Origin of the sequence: Mesorhizobium sp. B4-1-1 (genome assembly GCF_006439375.1) — a bacterium.
Taxonomy (GTDB): Bacteria; Pseudomonadota; Alphaproteobacteria; order Rhizobiales; family Rhizobiaceae; genus Mesorhizobium.
Genome location: NZ_VFTH01000020.1, coordinates 1 through 18,064 on the forward strand (window position 1 = coordinate 1; position 18,064 = coordinate 18,064).

At 60.1% G+C, this 18,064-nt stretch carries 17 protein-coding genes; 9 read left to right on the forward strand and 8 right to left on the reverse strand.

What is annotated here, in order from left to right; all coding sequences use genetic code 11:
* The 4 genes from FJW10_RS30535 to FJW10_RS23765 all read left to right on the forward strand — a co-directional run.
* The coding region (locus tag FJW10_RS30535) for a type I secretion C-terminal target domain-containing protein (RefSeq protein ID WP_181177641.1) at positions 1-2,145 on the forward strand (2,145 nt) is incomplete at its 5' end.
* A gap of 72 nt (positions 2,146-2,217) precedes the next feature.
* Positions 2,218-2,586 (forward strand): hypothetical protein, encoded by a 369-nt coding sequence (locus FJW10_RS23755; RefSeq protein ID WP_140901870.1) that lies wholly within the window; start codon positions 2,218-2,220, stop codon positions 2,584-2,586.
* A gap of 296 nt (positions 2,587-2,882) precedes the next feature.
* Entirely contained in the window at positions 2,883-3,473 is a 591-nt protein-coding gene (locus tag FJW10_RS23760; protein ID WP_348639765.1) for a lytic transglycosylase domain-containing protein, read from the forward strand.
* Positions 3,474-3,703: 230 nt separating this feature from the next.
* Complete coding sequence (locus FJW10_RS23765; RefSeq protein WP_140901871.1) at positions 3,704-4,936, forward strand: penicillin-binding protein activator; 1,233 nt, start codon at positions 3,704-3,706, stop codon at positions 4,934-4,936.
* 221 nt (positions 4,937-5,157) lie between these two features.
* Here FJW10_RS23765 and FJW10_RS23770 read toward each other — a convergent pair whose 3' ends face one another.
* From FJW10_RS23770 to FJW10_RS23805, 8 genes are all read right to left on the reverse strand, one after another.
* Complete coding sequence (locus FJW10_RS23770; RefSeq protein ID WP_140901872.1) at positions 5,158-6,129, reverse strand: phosphatase PAP2 family protein; 972 nt, start codon at positions 6,127-6,129, stop codon at positions 5,158-5,160.
* Between the two features lie 173 nt (positions 6,130-6,302).
* Positions 6,303-7,355, reverse strand: coding sequence for a phosphatase PAP2 family protein (locus tag FJW10_RS23775; RefSeq protein ID WP_140901873.1), 1,053 nt, complete (start codon positions 7,353-7,355; stop codon positions 6,303-6,305).
* A 31-nt stretch (positions 7,356-7,386) separates the two neighbouring features.
* Positions 7,387-8,364, reverse strand: coding sequence for a phosphatase PAP2 family protein (locus FJW10_RS23780; protein WP_140901874.1), 978 nt, complete (start codon positions 8,362-8,364; stop codon positions 7,387-7,389).
* Positions 8,365-8,405: 41 nt separating this feature from the next.
* Complete coding sequence (locus FJW10_RS23785; protein ID WP_140901875.1) at positions 8,406-8,951, reverse strand: prepilin peptidase; 546 nt, start codon at positions 8,949-8,951, stop codon at positions 8,406-8,408.
* Positions 8,948-9,502, reverse strand: a complete 555-nt coding sequence (locus tag FJW10_RS23790; protein ID WP_181177642.1) for a tetratricopeptide repeat protein — start codon at positions 9,500-9,502, stop codon at positions 8,948-8,950. Before FJW10_RS23790 ends, FJW10_RS23785 begins: the two co-directional genes overlap by 4 nt.
* Before the next feature lie 54 nt (positions 9,503-9,556).
* Complete coding sequence (locus FJW10_RS23795; RefSeq protein ID WP_181177643.1) at positions 9,557-10,513, reverse strand: type II secretion system F family protein; 957 nt, start codon at positions 10,511-10,513, stop codon at positions 9,557-9,559.
* Positions 10,514-10,521: 8 nt separating this feature from the next.
* Positions 10,522-11,493: a type II secretion system F family protein gene (locus FJW10_RS23800; protein ID WP_140901876.1), complete on the reverse strand. Its 972-nt coding sequence runs from the start codon at positions 11,491-11,493 to the stop codon at positions 10,522-10,524.
* Positions 11,493-12,878 carry a CpaF family protein gene (locus tag FJW10_RS23805; protein ID WP_140901877.1) on the reverse strand — a complete coding sequence of 462 codons (1,386 nt, stop codon included), beginning with the start codon at positions 12,876-12,878 and terminating at the stop codon, positions 11,493-11,495. Before FJW10_RS23805 ends, FJW10_RS23800 begins: the two co-directional genes overlap by 1 nt.
* Positions 12,879-13,372: 494 nt before the next feature.
* On the opposite strand from FJW10_RS23805, the gene FJW10_RS23810 reads away from it, so the two are divergent.
* The 5 genes from FJW10_RS23810 to FJW10_RS23830 all read left to right on the forward strand — a co-directional run bounded on the left by FJW10_RS23810 (position 13,373) and on the right by FJW10_RS23830 (position 18,060).
* Positions 13,373-13,579: a Flp family type IVb pilin gene (locus FJW10_RS23810; RefSeq protein ID WP_140901878.1), complete on the forward strand. Its 207-nt coding sequence runs from the start codon at positions 13,373-13,375 to the stop codon at positions 13,577-13,579.
* Positions 13,580-13,689: 110 nt separating this feature from the next.
* Positions 13,690-14,700 (forward strand): Flp pilus assembly protein CpaB, encoded by a 1,011-nt coding sequence (cpaB, locus tag FJW10_RS23815; RefSeq protein WP_140901879.1) that lies wholly within the window; start codon positions 13,690-13,692, stop codon positions 14,698-14,700.
* A gap of 51 nt (positions 14,701-14,751) precedes the next feature.
* Positions 14,752-16,197 carry a type II and III secretion system protein family protein gene (locus FJW10_RS23820; protein WP_140901880.1) on the forward strand — a complete coding sequence of 482 codons (1,446 nt, stop codon included), beginning with the start codon at positions 14,752-14,754 and terminating at the stop codon, positions 16,195-16,197.
* The gene (locus FJW10_RS23825) at positions 16,184-16,483 is read left to right on the forward strand and encodes a hypothetical protein (protein WP_246674357.1); all 300 of its coding nucleotides are present in this window, start codon (positions 16,184-16,186) and stop codon (positions 16,481-16,483) included. The genes FJW10_RS23820 and FJW10_RS23825 overlap by 14 nt, the downstream gene beginning before the upstream one ends.
* Before the next feature lie 65 nt (positions 16,484-16,548).
* On the forward strand, positions 16,549-18,060 hold the full coding sequence (locus tag FJW10_RS23830) for a pilus assembly protein TadG-related protein (protein ID WP_181177644.1): 1,512 nt from the start codon (positions 16,549-16,551) through the stop codon (positions 18,058-18,060).
* Positions 18,061-18,064 lie beyond the last annotated feature (4 nt).

Here is an 18,064-nt window from a genome sequence, read left to right on the forward strand (position 1 = left end):
ACGGTGCGCGTCACCGACGACAAGGGCGCCTGGGACGACCAGCAGGTCAGCGTCGTCATCCACGGCACCAACGATGTACCGACGATCACCGGGGACACCGGTAATCCTGGTGGCGCCAACGATGTGGTGTACGAAGCCGGCCTGCCGGCAGGCTCCAAGGTCGGTCCGACTACCATCGAGGTTGGCGGCACATTCAAGATTTCCGATCCGGACGGCCTGAGCGACGTTGCATCCGTCACCATCAAGGGCACGACCATCCTCATCGCCAACCTGGGCAACAACAATGTAATCAATGGCGATCACGGCACACTCACGATCACGAGTTACAATGCGTCAACCGGGGTTGCGACCTACGTCTATGACCTGACGTCCGCAACCACCGATGTGCCCAACGTTACGGAAACCGACGTCTTCGGGCTAACGGTTACCGACAAGGCCGGCGCCAACGCGTCGGCTGCGATCACCATTGAGATTGTCGACGACGTGCCGATAGCAGTCTCGCCGGACTATGCTTTGCTGGCCAATGGCGCAGGCAATCTGGTTACATTCAACCTCGATCCCGATCAAACCCTGTCCAACAACTATGGGGCGGACGGCCCGGGCACGGTCAGATTCGATGCGTCCCTCAACAACACCGATAGCGGCCTGACCTCGGGCGGTGTGCACATTATCTACACGGTGTCGGGGGACGGCCATATCCTGACGGGAACGGCCAACGGCGCAAGTGTGTTCACGGTCACGCTCGACCCCCAGAATGTGCAATATTCCGTTGACATGAATGGCACGGTCGACAGCTTTACTAACGTCGATTTCAGCGGAAATGGCTATTCATTCGTCGGCGGCAACAACGATTGGACAGGTTTCGTTCCGGCAGGAGATTCCGTCTCCAATCCGATCAACAACAACAGTTCCGACCTTCTGCTGACAGCAATCGGTGGTTCGGTCAACACCAGTTCGGTCGCAGGCGGTGTCGCCGATGGTGCCTCTGTCGGGTCGGGGGAAACGTTCCGTGTCGACTTTGTTACGGATTTGAGGAACGGGTCAGGCTCGGGCTACCTGTTCGACCAACACTACAACACCAATGGCTCGTCGGCCGTGTTCACGGCGACGAACGGATCGAAAATCCAGTTGTTGGCCTACGACGACCACGACACGAACAACAACCTCGTTGGGGAAACCACTCCCGCCGACAGGTCGCTGGACGCGATCACTCAAGTCATCGTCGGCTTTGGCACCGAAACCTTCACATTCACATCGAGCGGCAGTCACACAGTCGGCGGGCATCTATACACCGTCACGTTCAATGCCGATGGAACAGTTGCGGTCGACGGCGTTTATGGAACAAGTGGCGCTCACGCTGTCGGAACCACGATTGCGGTCACGACCGCGAATGGCTTCAACAGCATCGAGTACCACTATCTGTCTGGCGACACGTTCAAGATCGGTGACTTTGGTACGGCCGTTCAATCGAGCGATCCTGTCAGTTTCGGCCTGCCGGTCCAGATTGTAGACGGAGACGGTGATACGGCTGCAAGTTCGATCGGCATCACACTGACCGGGACCGGAACTCAGGATCATTCGACCGATCTCGTGGGCGCTTCCCACACCTACACGTCGACATTGGCCCTGCCCAACATCATCGGGTCCAACTACGATGACATTCTAAATGGCGACGGCTCCGCCAATGCGCTGTACGGCGGCGTCGGCAACGACACGATCAACGGCAATGCCGGCAATGACACGCTGATCGGCGGCGCCGGCAACGACACGCTCATCGGCGGGGCGGGCAACGACCTTCTCATCGGCGGCGCGGGGGCAGACACGCTTACGGGTGGTACCGGCGCCGATACGTTCAAGCTCGATCACCTCGATTTGAACATCAAGGATCTCATCACCGACTACAACAAAGCGGAGGGAGATCAGATCGACCTGACCGCGTTGTTCGACAAAGCCGCCGCCGGCAACATCGCGGACTATGTGCATTACGACACCGGCACCAAGACGCTGAGCGTTGACACGGACGGTACGGGCAATGCCGCCAATTTCGTGGATGTCGCCGTACTGCAGAATGGACCGGCCACGACCGGCACGATCAACATTCTCTATGACGACGCGAACCATCAACAGCACACCGCCACGATTTAGCGCTTATGCGTCACCACGCTTCCATGCTATGCATTAGCGAACCATGAATTCGCAATTCGAAGAGAGGCTTACATGAGACATTCCGCAAGGTTGCTGGCTTCGGCCACGGCGCTGCTCGTGGCCGGGTCGACGGGCTTCGCCGCTGACATCATCGGCGAGCCGGCGGTGAATTATTGCCGCACCGTCGGCACCTCGGACCTGGTGCTGACCGACAACATGGTCGAGCTCAAGGACCATGTGGTGAAGCTGATGGACGAATCGGTCGCCGTCGCCAACAGCCCGGAATGGATCAACTCGTCGCGTCCCGCCTTCGTCTGGGCGTCGGAAGCCAAGGTCGCCTGCGGCATGGCCTATGGCTACCTCAAGACGAACTACAAGGACGAAGACACGCTCAACAAATGCGAGTGCTTCCACGACCGCATGGTCGAGTACATGCACTGAGCTGACGGGCAAACGGACGCCGGCTGGCTGCGATGGTGGCCGACGGAAAATTGCCGAAGGCGATCGCGCTGGGCCGCGTCGCCGTTTCACGGAAACGGCGAAGCGATCTATCTGCTTGTTTTGACGCAATTCCGAACGGAAAACCGCTACGCACTTTTCCTGGAGTTGCTCTGGCGGTCGCCTTGCTTGGTCTCGGTCAAACATCTGTCCACGCCAACTGGCTGGAACGGCCGCAGCCGCCGGGGGCGCAGCCAGCGCACTGCGACGCGGCGCCGGAGCGGACCCGCGAGACATTCGTGGCATTCGCCACGTGCCAGGCGTCACTCTACGGCCTCAAGCCGGTGCTGGCGCATGCGGTGATGGAGATCGAAAGCGGGTTCGATCCCGGCGTGCGCGGCGCCGACGGCGAAGTCGGCCTTATGCAGGTCATGCCGGCAACGGCGCGGATGCTCGGCTTTCGCGGTTCGCTCGACGAGCTTGGCGAGCCCGCCACCAACATCGCGCTCGGCGTCAAATATCTGGCGCAGGCAAACAGGCTCGCCGCGGGCGATCTTTGCACCACTGTGATGAAATACCGGGCCGGGCACGGGGAGACCCGCTTCTCGGTCCGCTCGGTCAACTACTGCCAGCGCGCACGCGCGATCCTGGCGCGGGAAGGCCTCGATGTGGCCGGGCCGCTGCCGGTGGCGACGATCGGATCCTCCGACGTCTCGACGACCGGCTTCTCCGGCGCTTCCATGGACGGCGCGGTCACCGGCCAGGAGAAACGCGTCTGCGTGCGCCGATCGTTCGTGCCCGGGCCGCGCTACATGAAATGCGCCGAGTATCGCAGCCCGGCGCAAGCAAGCGCGATCCAGGCGCTGAGAGCGCGGCTCTTCGATGGCTAAACCATGACGCAGGAATCACGGGACGGCCAAGCAAGCAAGACGGTAAGGTCGGTTGAAGACAGACCGGCGTAAATACCTGGCGGCACATGGGTGGAAGCATCATGAAAGTTGAGCGGCACGATCCGGACCTGAAGCGCGCCGCGCCGAAGCGGATCGTTGCGGCGCGCTTCAGGTCTTTGTCAGATGCATGTCGTCTCCCCAAAACCGGGACCACTTTTGGGCGACATGCATTGGGGGCGATCGCTCTCGGGCTCGTCGCGGCGCTATGCGGATGCCAGTCCAAGAGCGGCGCGTCGGATGTGCTCGATCCATCGGCGATCGCGGCACCCGCGGGCCAGGCTGGCACTCCGGCGGCGCCCGCCCAGCAGGCAAGCGGTCAAACCTTGGCCAACGCGACCTCGGGCGGTCCGACCTCGGCCGCCGCCGCCAAAGCCCAGCTGACGCTCGGCGTGGGACCGACCAAGGTGGCCATGCTGCTGCCGCTTTCGGCCCCCGGCAGCACGGGCGAGAACGGCCGGAAGATGTATGACGGCGCGCGGCTGGCGATGGCCGATCTCGGCGACAAGCTTTTGACGCTGACGATCGAGGATACCCGCGGCGACAGCGGCTACGCCAAGGACCTCGCGGTGAAGGCGATCACGTCGGGCACCGCAAAGGTCGTCATCGGGCCGTCCGAGCTCGCGGCGGCGCAGCACCTTGCCAAGCTCTCCGGCTCGAAGCGGCCGCCAGTGCTGGCGCTGGCCGACAATTTCGCCGGCGGCCCCGGCGTCTATTCGGTAAGGCTCAGCGAAGCCGACAGCGCTGCGGCGGGCGCGGCGGCGATCGCGAGCAAGGGCGCCAGGAAATTCGTGCTGCTGGTGCCTTCGGGCGCGGATTCGAGCCCCATCGAATCCCGTGTCGCCAACGCGCTCAGCATCTATGGCGCCACGCTTGCCGTGACGCTGCCCTATTCGGCGACGGATGGCGGCGCCAAGGTGGTGTCAGACATGGGTTCGCTGGTCGAGGCGCCCGACGCCGTGGTCGTCGCCTGCGGCGACGGCAGCCCTATCGCCGTACTCGCCGCGCTGAAGGCAAAAGGCATTCCCGGCAAGGCGGTGACGCTGATCGGCACCGACCGCTGGCTCGAGCGGCCGATGGATCCGCTCTACGAGGGCGCCTATATCGCGACGCTCGACGAGGGCGAGACCGGGCCGATCGCCGACCGCTTCAAGGCGACCTACAACTACCAGCCGGACGTCAACGTGGCCTATGCCTACGACATGGTGGCGCTGAGCGCGGGCATAGCGAGCTCGGCCGGCCCCGACGGCTTCAGCAAGCAGGTGCTGGAGAACGCGACCGGCTTCCGCGGCTCGACCGGCCTGTTCCGCTTCCGCGCCGACGGCTCGAGCCAAAGGTCGATGCCGTTCTTCAAGGTGGAAAAGGGCCAGCTGAAGCTGGTGGAGAAGCAGACGTCGGGGTTTTGACTGACTTGGGCTCTGGGGGTGTCGTTGAATATTCTTAGAAAGCTTTTCGCCTTAGTTGCGATAGCCGCGGTAGTGGCAGGTGCGGTGGCCGTCATCGAACGCTTGGTATTTGTCTCGCCAAAGCCGGGCATGTCGAGCGAACCGCCACAGAAGAAGCCGGTGCCCCAACGCAGATGGCGTCTGACTTAGTTGAACAGCAGAGCCCTGCGACTTCCAGTGGTCTAAGATCGCGCCGACTTGAGTTCTCTCAAGGTGCCCATTTCGCCGCCGACCCAACGGATAAAGCTGATCGAGATGACGGCTATGATGGCCCCGCCAATGACGTCCATGAAATGGTGGCCACCTTCTGGAACGGTGGCAGCAATCATCGCAACATTGACCAGCACCGCCGGCCAGAAAAGAAATGTGCGTCGAAGGGCAAAGACGATCAGAATGCCGAGGGACGTGTGAAATGACGGGAAGGAAACCAGCCCGATCACCTTGCGCATGGTGAATTCGAAGGGGGCCAGCGTGCGAAGCTGGTGAAGGGTTTCCAAGTGGGCAAACCCACCAATTGCCGTGAAATGGCTATAAGACGACGCCTGCGGCTGGTAATAAGAATAGGCTCCGGCAGTCGGGACCAGCATTGACATTGTAGTAGTCATGAACAGGGCCACGACCAGGATGGCGGCGAATTCGAAGAATCGAGCCCGGCCCCTCATCGAGGCATGGAATATCAGCACCAGCGGCACCTGGTAGAGGACAGAGGCATAGCTGGCCACAAGAACCGAGGCCAACAACGGCGGCGAATTCGCCGCCTCGACCACGGCCGGCCAGTTAAAGCCAATCGACCGGTCCATTGCGGCCATGGCTCCATCCATCAGCGGACGCTGCGTAGCGGCGGCGAGAAACATGTACAGGCCATTGGCAGGCTGAAAGACGAAGAACAGCATCAGGAAGATGCCGACGCTCTCCAGCCCCTCCGATACTCTCGTCACTGCATCTCCAAGCGCACCAGTCGTGCGGCGCATACCCAGATAGAGCAGCTTGGACAGGCCGAAAAACATCGCGCCCAAAGCGATGCCACGCGCCGCGCCTGCCGCAATTCCGGGCGCGAGGTAAATAGCGGATCGTTGCAACAGGATGGCGTCCGAAAGTGCGAACAGGCCGATGGTGGCGACTATCACCACCAAGTATCGACTGTATGCGCTCATCAAGACCACTCCCCCGAGTGGTGGAAATTACTACCGAATTTTCCTGAAAGCGTAAACATAGCCGCCTGGCGCCTAGGTTCGTTTCAACGGGAGATGGTTGAGGGACCGGCCTGGTCGGCAAAATGCGATCCGTCCGCGCTGTGCCCCGCAAATAGCGGGCCACGCCGTATCGACTAGCCGACCTTGCTTGCTGCTTTGACTATGGGCTGGGTGTTTGCAAGCCGTCCAGCGAGTATCCAAATCATCGGGGTTCCCAGCATGGAAGCGTAGCCATCAACTGCATAGTGCCAGGCGAGATGGACGGCACCTAGTTGAATTGCGATCAGGAACCCGATGCTGGCCCAGCGGACCACGCTGCCGAAGCGCCAGAGGTAAATAGCGTTCAGCGTAACCACTGCGACATGCAACGAAGGAAAAGCAGAAATGCCGCCACCTAGGCGCGGGCCATCAAGTGCGGCGTTGGCGAGAAGCATTCCTTGTGCGTTGAGAGCCCACACCGGATAGACACCGTTGATTGTCTGAAGGTAATCCATCAGTGGTGAGAAGGTATCATCGCTGTAGAAGGGCATAATGAAGGCAGGGCCGACGGAAGCAAACATGGTCGCCGCGACATTTCCCAGAAGCACCCAAGTCAGAACAAACGCTACCAGATACTGAGAACGAAGGCGCTTATCGCCTGTCGAGAAGGTGACGCAAAACAGCACGACGAACATCACCACAAACCAAAGATTGTAGCAAAAATTTAAGGTAAAGGTCAGCGGCCCGGCGCCAAGCAAGGGGTGCAATATCCTCCATGCGTCTTGGCCTCCATGGATCATCCTGTCTACGACGATGATCGTCGAGTCGGCATAGAAGGGCACTATTCTACTGATGCCGGCCTTTAAGCTACTGAACAGAGAAAAGAATACCGGCAGTGTAGCAGCAACCGGCACGCCTATGACGAGCCGATCGCGCAAATCGGTCTCCGACAGGCGATGGAGCAGAGCAGGAAACAACTGCTCCGGCCGTTGAAGCATGACGCGCACGCCGATGATGGAAAAGTAGATAAGCGCAACTCCGAACCCGAATAGCAAGAATGGTTTGCTATAAATTCGAGGATTGACTGGAATTTGCCAATAGCTCGCGGCAAAAGCCACCGCCAATACATAGGTCGCCATCGTCAGGAAGAACGGCCGATTAGCCTGCCAGGCCGCCGAACGAGCAAATGCAAGGCCGACCATCCGCATCACTCTGCACCGTCAAATCGCATATCTGATGCTAACTCGACACAGCAGGCTGTCTGACTTCGGCCACCGGCCCGGCGCTTACGGCGCGCATGGCGGCAATGGAAACCAAAGCGATCACCGCTCCGGCCAGCACATCCGCAAAATGGTGGCCGCCTTCCGGGACCGTGGCGAGGATCATAATCGCATTGATAGCGGCCACCGGCAAAAACAGGATCGAGCGCCGCAAATTGTAGGTGATGAGGATGCCGAGCGCGGTGTGAAAGGAAGGAAAGCTGGTAAGCCCTATCGTGTTGCCAATCGCAAATGTGAATGGCGTCGAACCACGCAGTTGCGCGAGGGTCGAAAGATGAGCGAGACCTCCGACGCCGGTAAAATGGCTGAAAATACCGTGATCGGGCGCATGGAAGGAATATGCGCCCGCGGCGGGGACGGCCAGCATCAGAGCGCCTGTCATAAGGCCCGAAACCGCAATCAGGGCCACCAATTCCAGCATCCGCTCACGCCCACCCCCGATCGAATGCACCAGGAAGGCTATTGGAACCTGGTAGGCAAGGGCGGCGTAGCAGAAGACCATTACGGCCGCCACCGATGGCACCATGTTGGCAAGCTCGACAGCTCGGATCCAATTGAAGCCGACCGCGGCATCGAACGAAGCCAGGTAGGCGTCCATCAGCGGACGCGTTGTGTTCGCCGCGAGATACATAAACAGGAAACTCGCCACCGAAAGCGGTATGAAGAGCATAAGAAAGGTACCTGTGGTTTCCATGGAGCCGACAGTGCGCACCAAAAAGGTTTGCATGGCGCGTGGGAACTTGGACCGCCGCATTTCCACGATCCGCGCGGCCGCAAAGAAGAACGCCACCAGAGGCACGGCTTTCAACAGATAGAGCCAGTTGGACGGGCTGAATGTCACATCTGATCGTGGGAGCATGACGAGATCGGCTGCCACAAAGATCGCCGTCACGAAAACAATGACTGCCACGTAGCGATGGGACACTGACTGTTTCATCCCGATTCACCGTTTGCCTCATGCAGCGGACTTAAGCAGCGTTAATTGAGCTGCTCCAAAATTCCGGAACTGCTTGCCACCACAATAGCGTGGTACATTTGTAGGGCTAACGTGCAGATGGCAGCTGCGGATATCGGCACGCCAAACGGCACGACACCCTTGCGGTCCATATGCTGCACATAGTGGCGGAACATGCCGACCGGCATCAGGAAGGGATTCTTGACCAAAGCGGTCGTGCCGATCGCGAAAACCAGCAGCAACACAGCAAACACGAAGAGGTTGCTTCCGCCAATCAGCAGCGGCGCAACGCTCATCAGCTTGACGTCGCCTGCGCCAATCTTATGCAGAAGCCAGAACGGAAAAAGCGCAAGGAACAGAGCTAAACCGCCAAACGTACTGATGCCCATTTCCAACCATGAGTGAGCTTGCAAGGACTGGAATTGCAAAGCTCCGAGACCAAGGCAAAGCAAAAGCAGCACATCGCGATTTGTGATCCGCTGCGTGGAAAAATCGATCCAGGCGGTGCGACCGAGCAAAAGAATTGCTAGTCCCTTGAAGACAAGGGAAGCGGTCAGCAAAAGACTCATGACCGCTCTATGTTCCGGACGCTGGATGACAGCAGCTTCAAATTGTTGGCCACGGTCGGATCGTTCGGCGCCAGCTCGTAGGCCTTGAGGAAATTGCTGCGCGCCTCCTGCAGCTTGCCGCGCAGCAGGTATGAGTAACCGAGATTGTTGTAATATTCCGGCGTCGCGCCAAGCAGCCGATAGGCCCGGCCATAGGCCATGTCCGCCAGATCGAAGCGTCTTATACGGTCGCAGGATGCGGCGAGACCAAGCCAGGCGACGCCATCATTGGGCGCCAGTCGCGTAGCCTTGTAGAACAAAGCGCCGGCATTGCCGTAGTTTTCTGAGCGGAACTGGGTCTTGGCCTCGGTGATCGCCTGGTCCGAGGCGTAGTAATCGACGTCGCTGATCGTTTTCAGTCCATCGAAGGTGTCGCCAAAGGCGGTGTAGTCGCCTTTCGCGGGCTCGTTGGTGCGCACGACGCCGGTGCTGTTACTGTCAGTCGACTGGCAACCGGCAAGCAGGACCAGCAGCATGCTGGCTGCGGCGGCGAGGCGCATCGGCTTTATCATTTTGTGCCCCAAGGAGTCCTCCGACTCAATTTTAGAAGATAATCATATGACGGATCAGAAGAAAATGCCCTTCATGCGAATGATCACCGGCAGCATAATGATCATCAGCACCACCGGGAAAATGCAGAGGCCAAGCGGGATCGTCATCTTGACGGGCAAGGAGTTGGCACGTTCTTCCGCTTGCAGGATCCGCTGATCGCGCATCTCGGCGCTGTAAACGCGCAGCGCGTCGGTGAGACTGGTGCCCAACTCTTCCGATTGCCGGAACAGAACCGCCAACGCCTTCGCTTCGTCCAGTCCGATGCGATCGGCGAGCTCACGCAATGCCTCGCGCAACGGCTTACCCGCCCGCAATTGCAGGTTCATGATCGAAAGCTGGATGCCCAGCCATTTGTGCGTGCCCGCCAGTTCCTGGCTAACCCGCTCGACCGCCGCCTCCAAGCTCATGCCGGCGTCGGCGCAGGTTATCATCATGTCCATGAAGTCTGGAAACGAGCGACGGTAAACCTGCTTTTGAGCATTCTCGAAGCGATCGAGCATGATGCTCGGTATGACGATGCAGCCTAGGCCGATCAGGCCTGCACCGGCGAAAGCGAAGAAGCCTGGAAGTCGCGGTGGCAAAACCTTCGACAGGAGAGCATACATAAGCAGAAAGCCAATGGCGACGGCTCCCAGCCGGCAAAGCGTGTAGATGAGCGGGGCGCTCGCGCCATAAAAACCGGCACGAAAGAGCTTGGCCTCGAGAGCGTCAGGCTCGTTACGCTCCTTCTCCATGGATCTGAAGTAGGCTTCGACGGGCTTTTGCGCCGCGGCCCGGACGAGATGGTCCTGTCCCAAGATCGAGCGGCGATCCACGGACCCATCGCCGACGAGACTGTCAGTCACCAGCCTGCGCGTCTGCATCGCGGGCAGGAAAACCAGCGCGGCGAACAGGAACAAGGTCACCGCTGCCACGAAGACGGCGAGCGACACCAGAAAGGTCAGGTCGTTCGTGTTCGAAAGCAGGTTCATGGCCGTTCCTAGAAATCGAAAGTGACCATGCGATACATGATGTAAACGCCGAGCAGTGCCCAGAGCCCGAATGACAGGAACACCGGCAGGATCAACGGGTTACCCCAGATCTTGCCATAATAGGACGGCGCCACGAGCATCAGGATCAGAAACATAAAGGGAGGAAACAGCGAGATGATCCATGCCGATACACGACCCTCGGACGAGAGAGCCCTGATCTTCAATCCGAGTTTCCGCCTTTCGCGCAGCACGGATGACAGGTTCGCGAGGATCTCGGTGAGGTTACCGCCTGTCTTGGTCTGGATCGAGAGCGAAACCGACAGCAGGTGCAACCCCTCGAAGCCGACCCGTTCCGACAATTTCCGCACCGCCTGCTCCATGCTTAGCCCGAAGGTGATCTCGTCGGCGACGATGCCGAATTCCGTGCCGAGCGGATCGGGCATTTCGCGTCCGACGAGACCGATTGCGACCGAAGCCGGGTGGCCGGCGCGGAGCGAACGGACGATCATGTCGAGCGCGTCGGGCAATTGCCCGGCGAACTTCGATATCCGTTTTTTGCAGGCCCGGCGCAGGACAAGTAGCGGCAATGCCAAGCCCACCCCCAGGAAAATGAGGAAAGCCGCCGGCGTTGAGATACCAATCAGCAACCAGAGAAGCAGCGCCAGCCCTAGACCGGCGAGAGCGAACGACAGCGCGAAAGTCATCGGGTTTCCGGTTATGCCAGACCGGGTGTAGAGCCGGTTCAACCAGATAAAGCCGAACGCGAAGTCTCCTGAACCAGTCAGGCCGCGTTCGCGCAGCAGGCTTTGCAGGGTCTGCTCCGCAGGCGCCTCGTCGGCGAGGCGGCGAAGCCGGTGATTGACGGCGAACCGCTGCGAGCGCCGGCGCGTGAGAGAGAGGTAGAATGCCTCGCCGGCAAGGATAACGGAGGCGGCCGCGACCACATAGATGAAATAGAGTAGTGCCTGCCCCGTCAGCATTACAGTGCCACCTGCGGATTGAAGGCATCCTTGGCGAAATGCAGGCCGAGCGTCGCGGCCTCAGTGGCAAAGCGCGGGCGAACGCCGGTGGCGCGAAAATCGCCGATGATGGTGCCATCGGCGGCGACGTCGCGCCTGACATAATGATAGATTTCCTGCAGCTGCACGACATTGCCTTCCATGCCGGTGATCTCTGAGACGGAGACGACGCGCCGTCCGCCATCGGAGAGGCGCTGCGTCTGCACGATGATGTCGATGGCCGAAGCGATCTGCGCGCGGATCGATTCATGCGTCATCGGCAACCCGGCCATGCCGACCATCTGCTCCAGGCGCGAGATGGCATCACGCGGCGTGTTGGCGTGGATGGTGGTCATCGAGCCTTCATGGCCGGTGTTCATGGCCTGCAGCATGTCGAAGGCTTCCTCGCCGCGCACCTCGCCGACGATGATGCGGTCGGGACGCATGCGCAACGCATTCTTCACCAACTCGCGCTGGCGGATCTCGCCTTTGCCCTCGACATTGGGCGGGCGCGTTTCCAGCCGGCCGACATGCGGCTGCTGCAGCTGCAGTTCCGCCGCGTCCTCGATGGTGACCAGGCGCTCCCTCGACGGGATGTAGCTCGACAGGGCGTTGAGCAGGGTGGTCTTGCCGCTGCCCGTGCCGCCCGAAACCAGGATCGACTTGCGCGCCTGCACAGCGATCCGCAGCATATCGATCATCGGCTGGCGGATCGAATTGAACGCCATCAAGCGTTCCAATGAATAAGGATTCTTCGAGAATTTGCGGATCGAGACCAGCGGGCCGTCGATCGAAACGGGCCGCACGGCGATGTTGACGCGCGATCCGTCGTCGAGGCGCGCATCCGCCATCGGTGAGGATTCATCGACGCGACGGCCGATATTCGACACGATCTTGTTGATGATCCGCAGCAGATGCGCTTCGTCGCGAAAGCGGATCGAGGTTTGCTCGATCATGCCGCGACGTTCGATGAACACCCGCTCATGGGTGTTGATCATAATGTCGGTAATCGAGTCATCCTTGAGCAGTGGTTCGATCGGACCGAGGCCCAGCATTTCGTCGGCCGTGTCGCTGGTCAGCTGATCGAGCTCGCGGGCATTCAAAGGCACGTTTCGGCCCCGCACGAATTCGCGCACGATCGGCCGGATCTCGTTCAGGATTTCATCCTTGGACGCGCTTTCCAGCGCCGTCAGGTTGAAACGATCGATGAGATGGCGATGCAGCTCGACCTTCAAGGTCAGGAAGTCGAGACCTTGCGGCTCGACATCCGCCGCCGCGCTCACGACTGTTCCGTTCGCGGCAGCGACCACGGGCGCTACCTGCTGCGCCCGTTGCTCACCCTGCCCTTTTATGAAGCGACCCAACATGCCCCCGCCCCTTTTTATTTCCCCAGGCTCGAAACTAAGCGTTAACCACGAGGGGCACAAGCGGCCGCGAGGCAAAGTGCGCGCATTACTTGAGACATAGTTAAGAAAACGGCCGTGAGCCCACTTGACTATTTCCGACTTGCCTTTCGTGCCCAGACTAAGGTCCTAAGACCTTTGCCACAGGGCAGAAACCAAAGTCGCTAACCCCTTAGATATAATGAATTATGCCGCACTTCTAATTCGACCGCAATGAGGCTCGAGCGCGGCGCAATTGTGAATGAATGGTTAAGATGGATTGAAAAGCGAGGCGAATCAAGCCTTTGTCATAATTGAAGCGATCGCGAATCGAGTATTGAAAGGTTAAGCTTCCGTTAATCCGTTTGACACTGCTTTTTCGCACGACCTAGGATTGAACGTGACGGGGGATGCTTGGGTATGGGGTTCATCCTTAGCTCTGTCTCGTCGGGTTCAAACCTCCAAAGGGAGAAATTGGCATGAAGAAGCTCATGACGATGGCCCGGCAGTTCCGCGACGACGATAACGGCGCTGCTATGGTCGAATATTCTATTCTGATCGGCATCATCACGGCAGCGGTGATCACGTTCATCATCGCGGTTGGCGTGTATGTCACCGCCGCCTGGAGCACGCTATGCAGCAATCTCGCGACCGACACCATCAACGGCGCGAATATGAGCTGCTAAGCTAGACAGGGCTAGGCCCAGGGATGCCCTGGGCCTAGCCGAACTGACATTGCAATCTCGGGCTGAGCCCGAATTGCAAACGCCGAGGCGGGGTCCAAGGGGTTTGGGAAATGCGCGCCAATACACTCATTATGATCGTGCTCGCCGGTATATTCGGCGTGCTGGCAGTCGTGCTTGTCAACATCTGGCTGGCGGGGCAGCGCAACGCCTTGGCCAATGGCGTTCAGGCGAGTACCGTCGTGGTCGCGGCAGTGCCCTTGAAATTCGGCGACGCGCTGAGCGCAGACAAATTGCGCGAAATTGCATGGCCGGCCGGAGCGGTGCCGGCAGGGGCCTTCAAGACCGTCAAGGAAGCGATGGCCGGCAATGGCGCGCGACAGGCGCTGCAATCCATCAGCACCAATGAACCTGTTTTGGCCGCCAAGATCACCGGCCCGGGCCAGCGCGCTACGCTGTCGGCGGTGCTTGCCGAAGGCATGAAAGCAGTTTCAATCCGCGTCAACGACGTGCTCGGCGTCGCGGGCTTTGTTTTCCCGGGCGACAGGGTCGACGTGCTTCTGACCCAGAAAGTTCGTGGCGACGACGGCGCCGACAGGAGTTTCGTCGATGTGCTGCTGCAGGGCGTGAAAGTGCTCGCTGTCGACCAGGTCGCCGACGAGGCCAAGGACAACCCGCAAGTCGTGAAAGCAGTCACGGTCGAAGTCAGCACCAAGGACGCCCAGAAGCTGACGCTCGCGGCGGACGCCGGCCAGTTGTCGCTGGCGCTTCGCCAGGCTGCCGGCAGCAAGGGTGAGGCGAATGAGAGGGTCACGCTCGCGGATCTGACCGGCGAGACGCCGGACGATGTCGCCAAGCGCCAGGCCGAGCTCGACAGGCAGGCTGCCGAGGAAGCCGCGCGCAAGCAAGCCGACGAGAGGATCGATGGGCTGGCCAAGGCGGTTGAACGGGTCGGCAGTCAACTCGACCAGATAAGCAAGACAAAGCCCGCTCCGGCAGTCGCCACGCCGCAACCGGTGAAGGAAGTGGTCAAATACGTCCAGCCGGAGCCGCCCAAGCTGGCGACGATCGGGGTGTTCCGTGGTATCAAGCTGGAATCATACGAAGTGCCGCGACAAGACTGACGAGGGTCGGTGCGGCGAAGGCTGCCGTGGGCAGCAGCGGGGAGACGGGGAATGAAGGGGCTTTGGATCAGGATAGCGGCGGCCGCGCTATCCGTGTTGGGCGTATCGGCGATCTTCGGCCATCCGGCTACAGCGGCTGACCGCTTCATCGACGTGTCGAGCCCGTCGCTGCATCGCGTGTTCGTGCCCGTTTCCCAATCCGCCACGATTCAGGTGAACGCTACCTTGGGCGACATCGTCGTCGGCGACGAAAAGATCGCCGACGCACAGCCGATGACCGACAAGACGCTCTACATCATCGGCAAGAGCGTCGGCACCACCACCGTCAATCTGTTTTCCGAGGACAAGCGCTCGCTCGGCGCCATCCAGATCGAGGTCGGCCAGGACGTCAGCGACATGGCGGTAGCCATTCGTCAGGTGGCGCCCAAGGCGCGGATCGAGATCGGTTCCATCAACGGCAAGGTTCGCCTGAGCGGCCATGTCAAGGACGCTGCGACGCTGGCATCCATCGTGGAAGTCACGCAGCAATACGGGCCTGACTCCATCATCAACGCCGTGACGATCGACGACAGCGAACAGGTCAATCTTTCTGTGCGCATCCTCGAGGCCAAGCGCAATGCCGGTCGCGATCTTGGTGTCTCATTCAAAAGTACGAATAGCAGGGGCACTACCCGGGTCGGGACAGGCATCGGCACGGTAGATAAGGACGGAGCCGAACTGGGCGCGGGTGATCTGGTTTCGGGGCTTCTGTCCAATACCAACCCGTTCGCGGCGCTCATCACCCGCATCATCGACAACAACATCAAGGTCGACCTGATCATCGAGGCGCTCGAGGCAAAGGGCGTCGTTCGCACGCTCGCTGAACCGAACCTCACCACGGTTTCCGGCGAAACGGCCAGTTTCAATGCCGGCGGCGAAGTGCCGGTGCGCAGCGTCAACGCGCAAGGCGAAGTCGAGATCGTCTTCAAGCAATTCGGCGTCAATCTGAACTTCACGCCGGTGGTGCTGGACGACGGCAAGATCCACATCAAGCTGGCGCCGGAAGTCAGCGACCTGACGGGCTTCACCGCTGCCGGCGACCCGATCTTCACCAATCGCAAACTGTCGACGGCGGTCAACCTGCGCGACGGCCAGAGCTTTGCGGTCGGCGGCCTGCTTTCCAGCAAGAACACCATACAGCAAGATCAGGTGCCCTGGCTCGGCCAGGTGCCAATCGTCGGCGCACTTTTCAAGAATTCGAGCACGCAGAAGGAAGAGACCGAACTGGTCGTCATCGTCACGCCGCATCTCGTGCGGCCGGTGCGGCCCGGCGAGCAACTGGCGACGCCGTTCGATAAGACGAAGCCTGCCAACGATCCGGAGCTGATGCTGCTCGGCCAGCTCGAAGTCAACAAGGACATGATCCGCATGTACGAGCATGGCGACGGCGTCATCGGGCCTTACGGCCACATGCTGGATGTGAAATCGAAGGACAAGCTGCTCTATGTCAAAAAGTAAGCTCCTGCTCGTCCTTCTCGGCACCAGCCTGCTCGCGGGCTGCGCGGCCGACTATCTGCACAATTACGACACGATGACGCTGGCTGCCGGCGACTCGCAGAAAGCAAATCAGTTGCTGCAGACGGTCGACCCGTACAACCCGGCTTCGAACAACACGAAGATCGAAGGCGACGGTGCGCGGTCCGTCGCCGTCGTTCAGAAATACAAATATCCGGCGTCGGCGTCGGGACCGGCGGCGAGCACGACGGCCAATGCCGGCCCATCGGTTGCGACCGGAGCGAACTGAGAAGAAGGATGCGGCGCGTCGGGCGCGCGAGGACGCCCGGCACGAATGGAACAGAGAGTAAGATCATGTTGAGGACCATTCGTGAATTCTGGAACGATCAGCGCGGCATAGCGATGATCCTCGTTGCCATCATGCTGCCGGTGCTTATCGGATTTGCACTGCTGGCCGTCGACATGAGCCGCGCTACCGGGCTGCACAGCGATCTGCAAAAAGGGGTCGACGCGCTTGCGCTGGCCGGCGCGGCGGAACTCGATGGAAGGGCGGACAGCATCACGCGCGCCAACAACGCCATCAATAATCTGATCGCCAACAGAACGCTCTTTTCAACGGCTGGCAGCCATCAGATAGCGCGCGCCGACGTCACCGTGACGTATCTGACCGGGATACCCACCAGCGATAGCACGGCGCTTGGCGCCAACGGTGTTGACGCGAACAGCATCAACTGGGCGAGCACCGACCCCACGGCTGTCAGCCTTGTCGTCGTGACGCTCAACGCCGCAGGTGCCGGTAACTTCGAAACCTTCTTTCCTGTAAGCATGTCAAGCCGCAGCACGATGGACATCCGGCCGCAGGCCGTCGCGGGCTTCAAGCAGTCGATCTGCGAAACGGTCCCGCTCTTCATGTGCAACCCGTTCGAGACGACGACGCCGGGGACCAGCAAGACCATCCAGCAGGCTTTCGCTTCCGGGGACACATATGGCCGGGAGTTTCGCGTTCTGAAGGCTGGCAATAACCCAGGTCCCGGTAATTTCGGGCTGCTCGACAACAACCTGACATCACTGCGCGATGCCATTGCGATGGGTACGGCGGGAACCTGCTATAGTCGCGATGCGCTCACGACGAAGACCGGTGTCACTCTGGGCCAGGTCAACACCGGTCTGAATACGCGCTTCGCCATCTACAGCAACTCGTTGAACAAGCAGGACAAGAATTTCGCATACCGGCCTTCGGTCAATGTTCGGAAGGGCCAGAAGAGCAACGCGTGCAATAAATATTCTCCGGTCACCGATGGATCGGCGCTGCCCCTTCCCGACGGCGCGAGATATGGCGTCGACGCCCCCGGAATGTCGGACAAGATCACCGCGCAAAGCTTTTGGAGCGCCTATTGGCTCGCCAATCACAAATCGGCTTATTCGGCGCCCGTGCCGGCCAAGACCAACCCGACCGGAAACACCGGTGCCCCAGCATCACGCTATGACGTCTACAGATATGAGATCGATCATGGTCTGGTCGCAGATCAATCGCAGAACCCGACAAAAGAAGTCGGCACGCCGCAATGTTATAAGGGCACCCAAGCACCGACCGACAGTCCCGATCGCCGTCTGCTCAATATGGCAATCATCGACTGCATCGCCAATACAGATAAGATCAATGGCCACAGCCAAATCAGGCCGGATGGCTACGCCAGCGTTTTCGTCAACACTCCGATCGCAAAGCAGGATAACACCAAAGACGACGAGGACTCGTCGGCCGGCGAGAAACCGATCAGCCTGGAGATCGTCGATGTCGACGGCGCATTTGCCAACAACACTCTTGTCGACAAGGCGTTTCGGAACGAAGCGCAGCTTTACCGGTAGAGCC

Bases quoted from the DNA above. Each gene is read 5' to 3' on its own strand.
- FJW10_RS23755 (WP_140901870.1), top strand. From the start codon at position 2,218: ATGAGACATTCCGCAAGGTTGCTGGCTTCGGCCACGGCGCTGCTCGTG.
- FJW10_RS23770 (WP_140901872.1), bottom strand. From the start codon at position 6,129: ATGAGCGCATACAGTCGATACTTGGTGGTGATAGTCGCCACCATCGGC.
- FJW10_RS23775 (WP_140901873.1), bottom strand. From the start codon at position 7,355: ATGCGGATGGTCGGCCTTGCATTTGCTCGTTCGGCGGCCTGGCAGGCT.
- FJW10_RS23780 (WP_140901874.1), bottom strand. From the start codon at position 8,364: ATGAAACAGTCAGTGTCCCATCGCTACGTGGCAGTCATTGTTTTCGTG.
- FJW10_RS23785 (WP_140901875.1), bottom strand. From the start codon at position 8,951: ATGAGTCTTTTGCTGACCGCTTCCCTTGTCTTCAAGGGACTAGCAATT.
- FJW10_RS23790 (WP_181177642.1), bottom strand. From the start codon at position 9,502: ATGATAAAGCCGATGCGCCTCGCCGCCGCAGCCAGCATGCTGCTGGTC.
- FJW10_RS23795 (WP_181177643.1), bottom strand. From the start codon at position 10,513: ATGAACCTGCTTTCGAACACGAACGACCTGACCTTTCTGGTGTCGCTC.
- FJW10_RS23800 (WP_140901876.1), bottom strand. From the start codon at position 11,493: ATGCTGACGGGGCAGGCACTACTCTATTTCATCTATGTGGTCGCGGCC.
- FJW10_RS23805 (WP_140901877.1), bottom strand. From the start codon at position 12,878: ATGTTGGGTCGCTTCATAAAAGGGCAGGGTGAGCAACGGGCGCAGCAG.
- FJW10_RS23810 (WP_140901878.1), top strand. From the start codon at position 13,373: ATGAAGAAGCTCATGACGATGGCCCGGCAGTTCCGCGACGACGATAAC.
- cpaB (WP_140901879.1), top strand. From the start codon at position 13,690: ATGCGCGCCAATACACTCATTATGATCGTGCTCGCCGGTATATTCGGC.
- FJW10_RS23820 (WP_140901880.1), top strand. From the start codon at position 14,752: ATGAAGGGGCTTTGGATCAGGATAGCGGCGGCCGCGCTATCCGTGTTG.
- FJW10_RS23825 (WP_246674357.1), top strand. From the start codon at position 16,184: ATGTCAAAAAGTAAGCTCCTGCTCGTCCTTCTCGGCACCAGCCTGCTC.
- FJW10_RS23830 (WP_181177644.1), top strand. From the start codon at position 16,549: ATGTTGAGGACCATTCGTGAATTCTGGAACGATCAGCGCGGCATAGCG.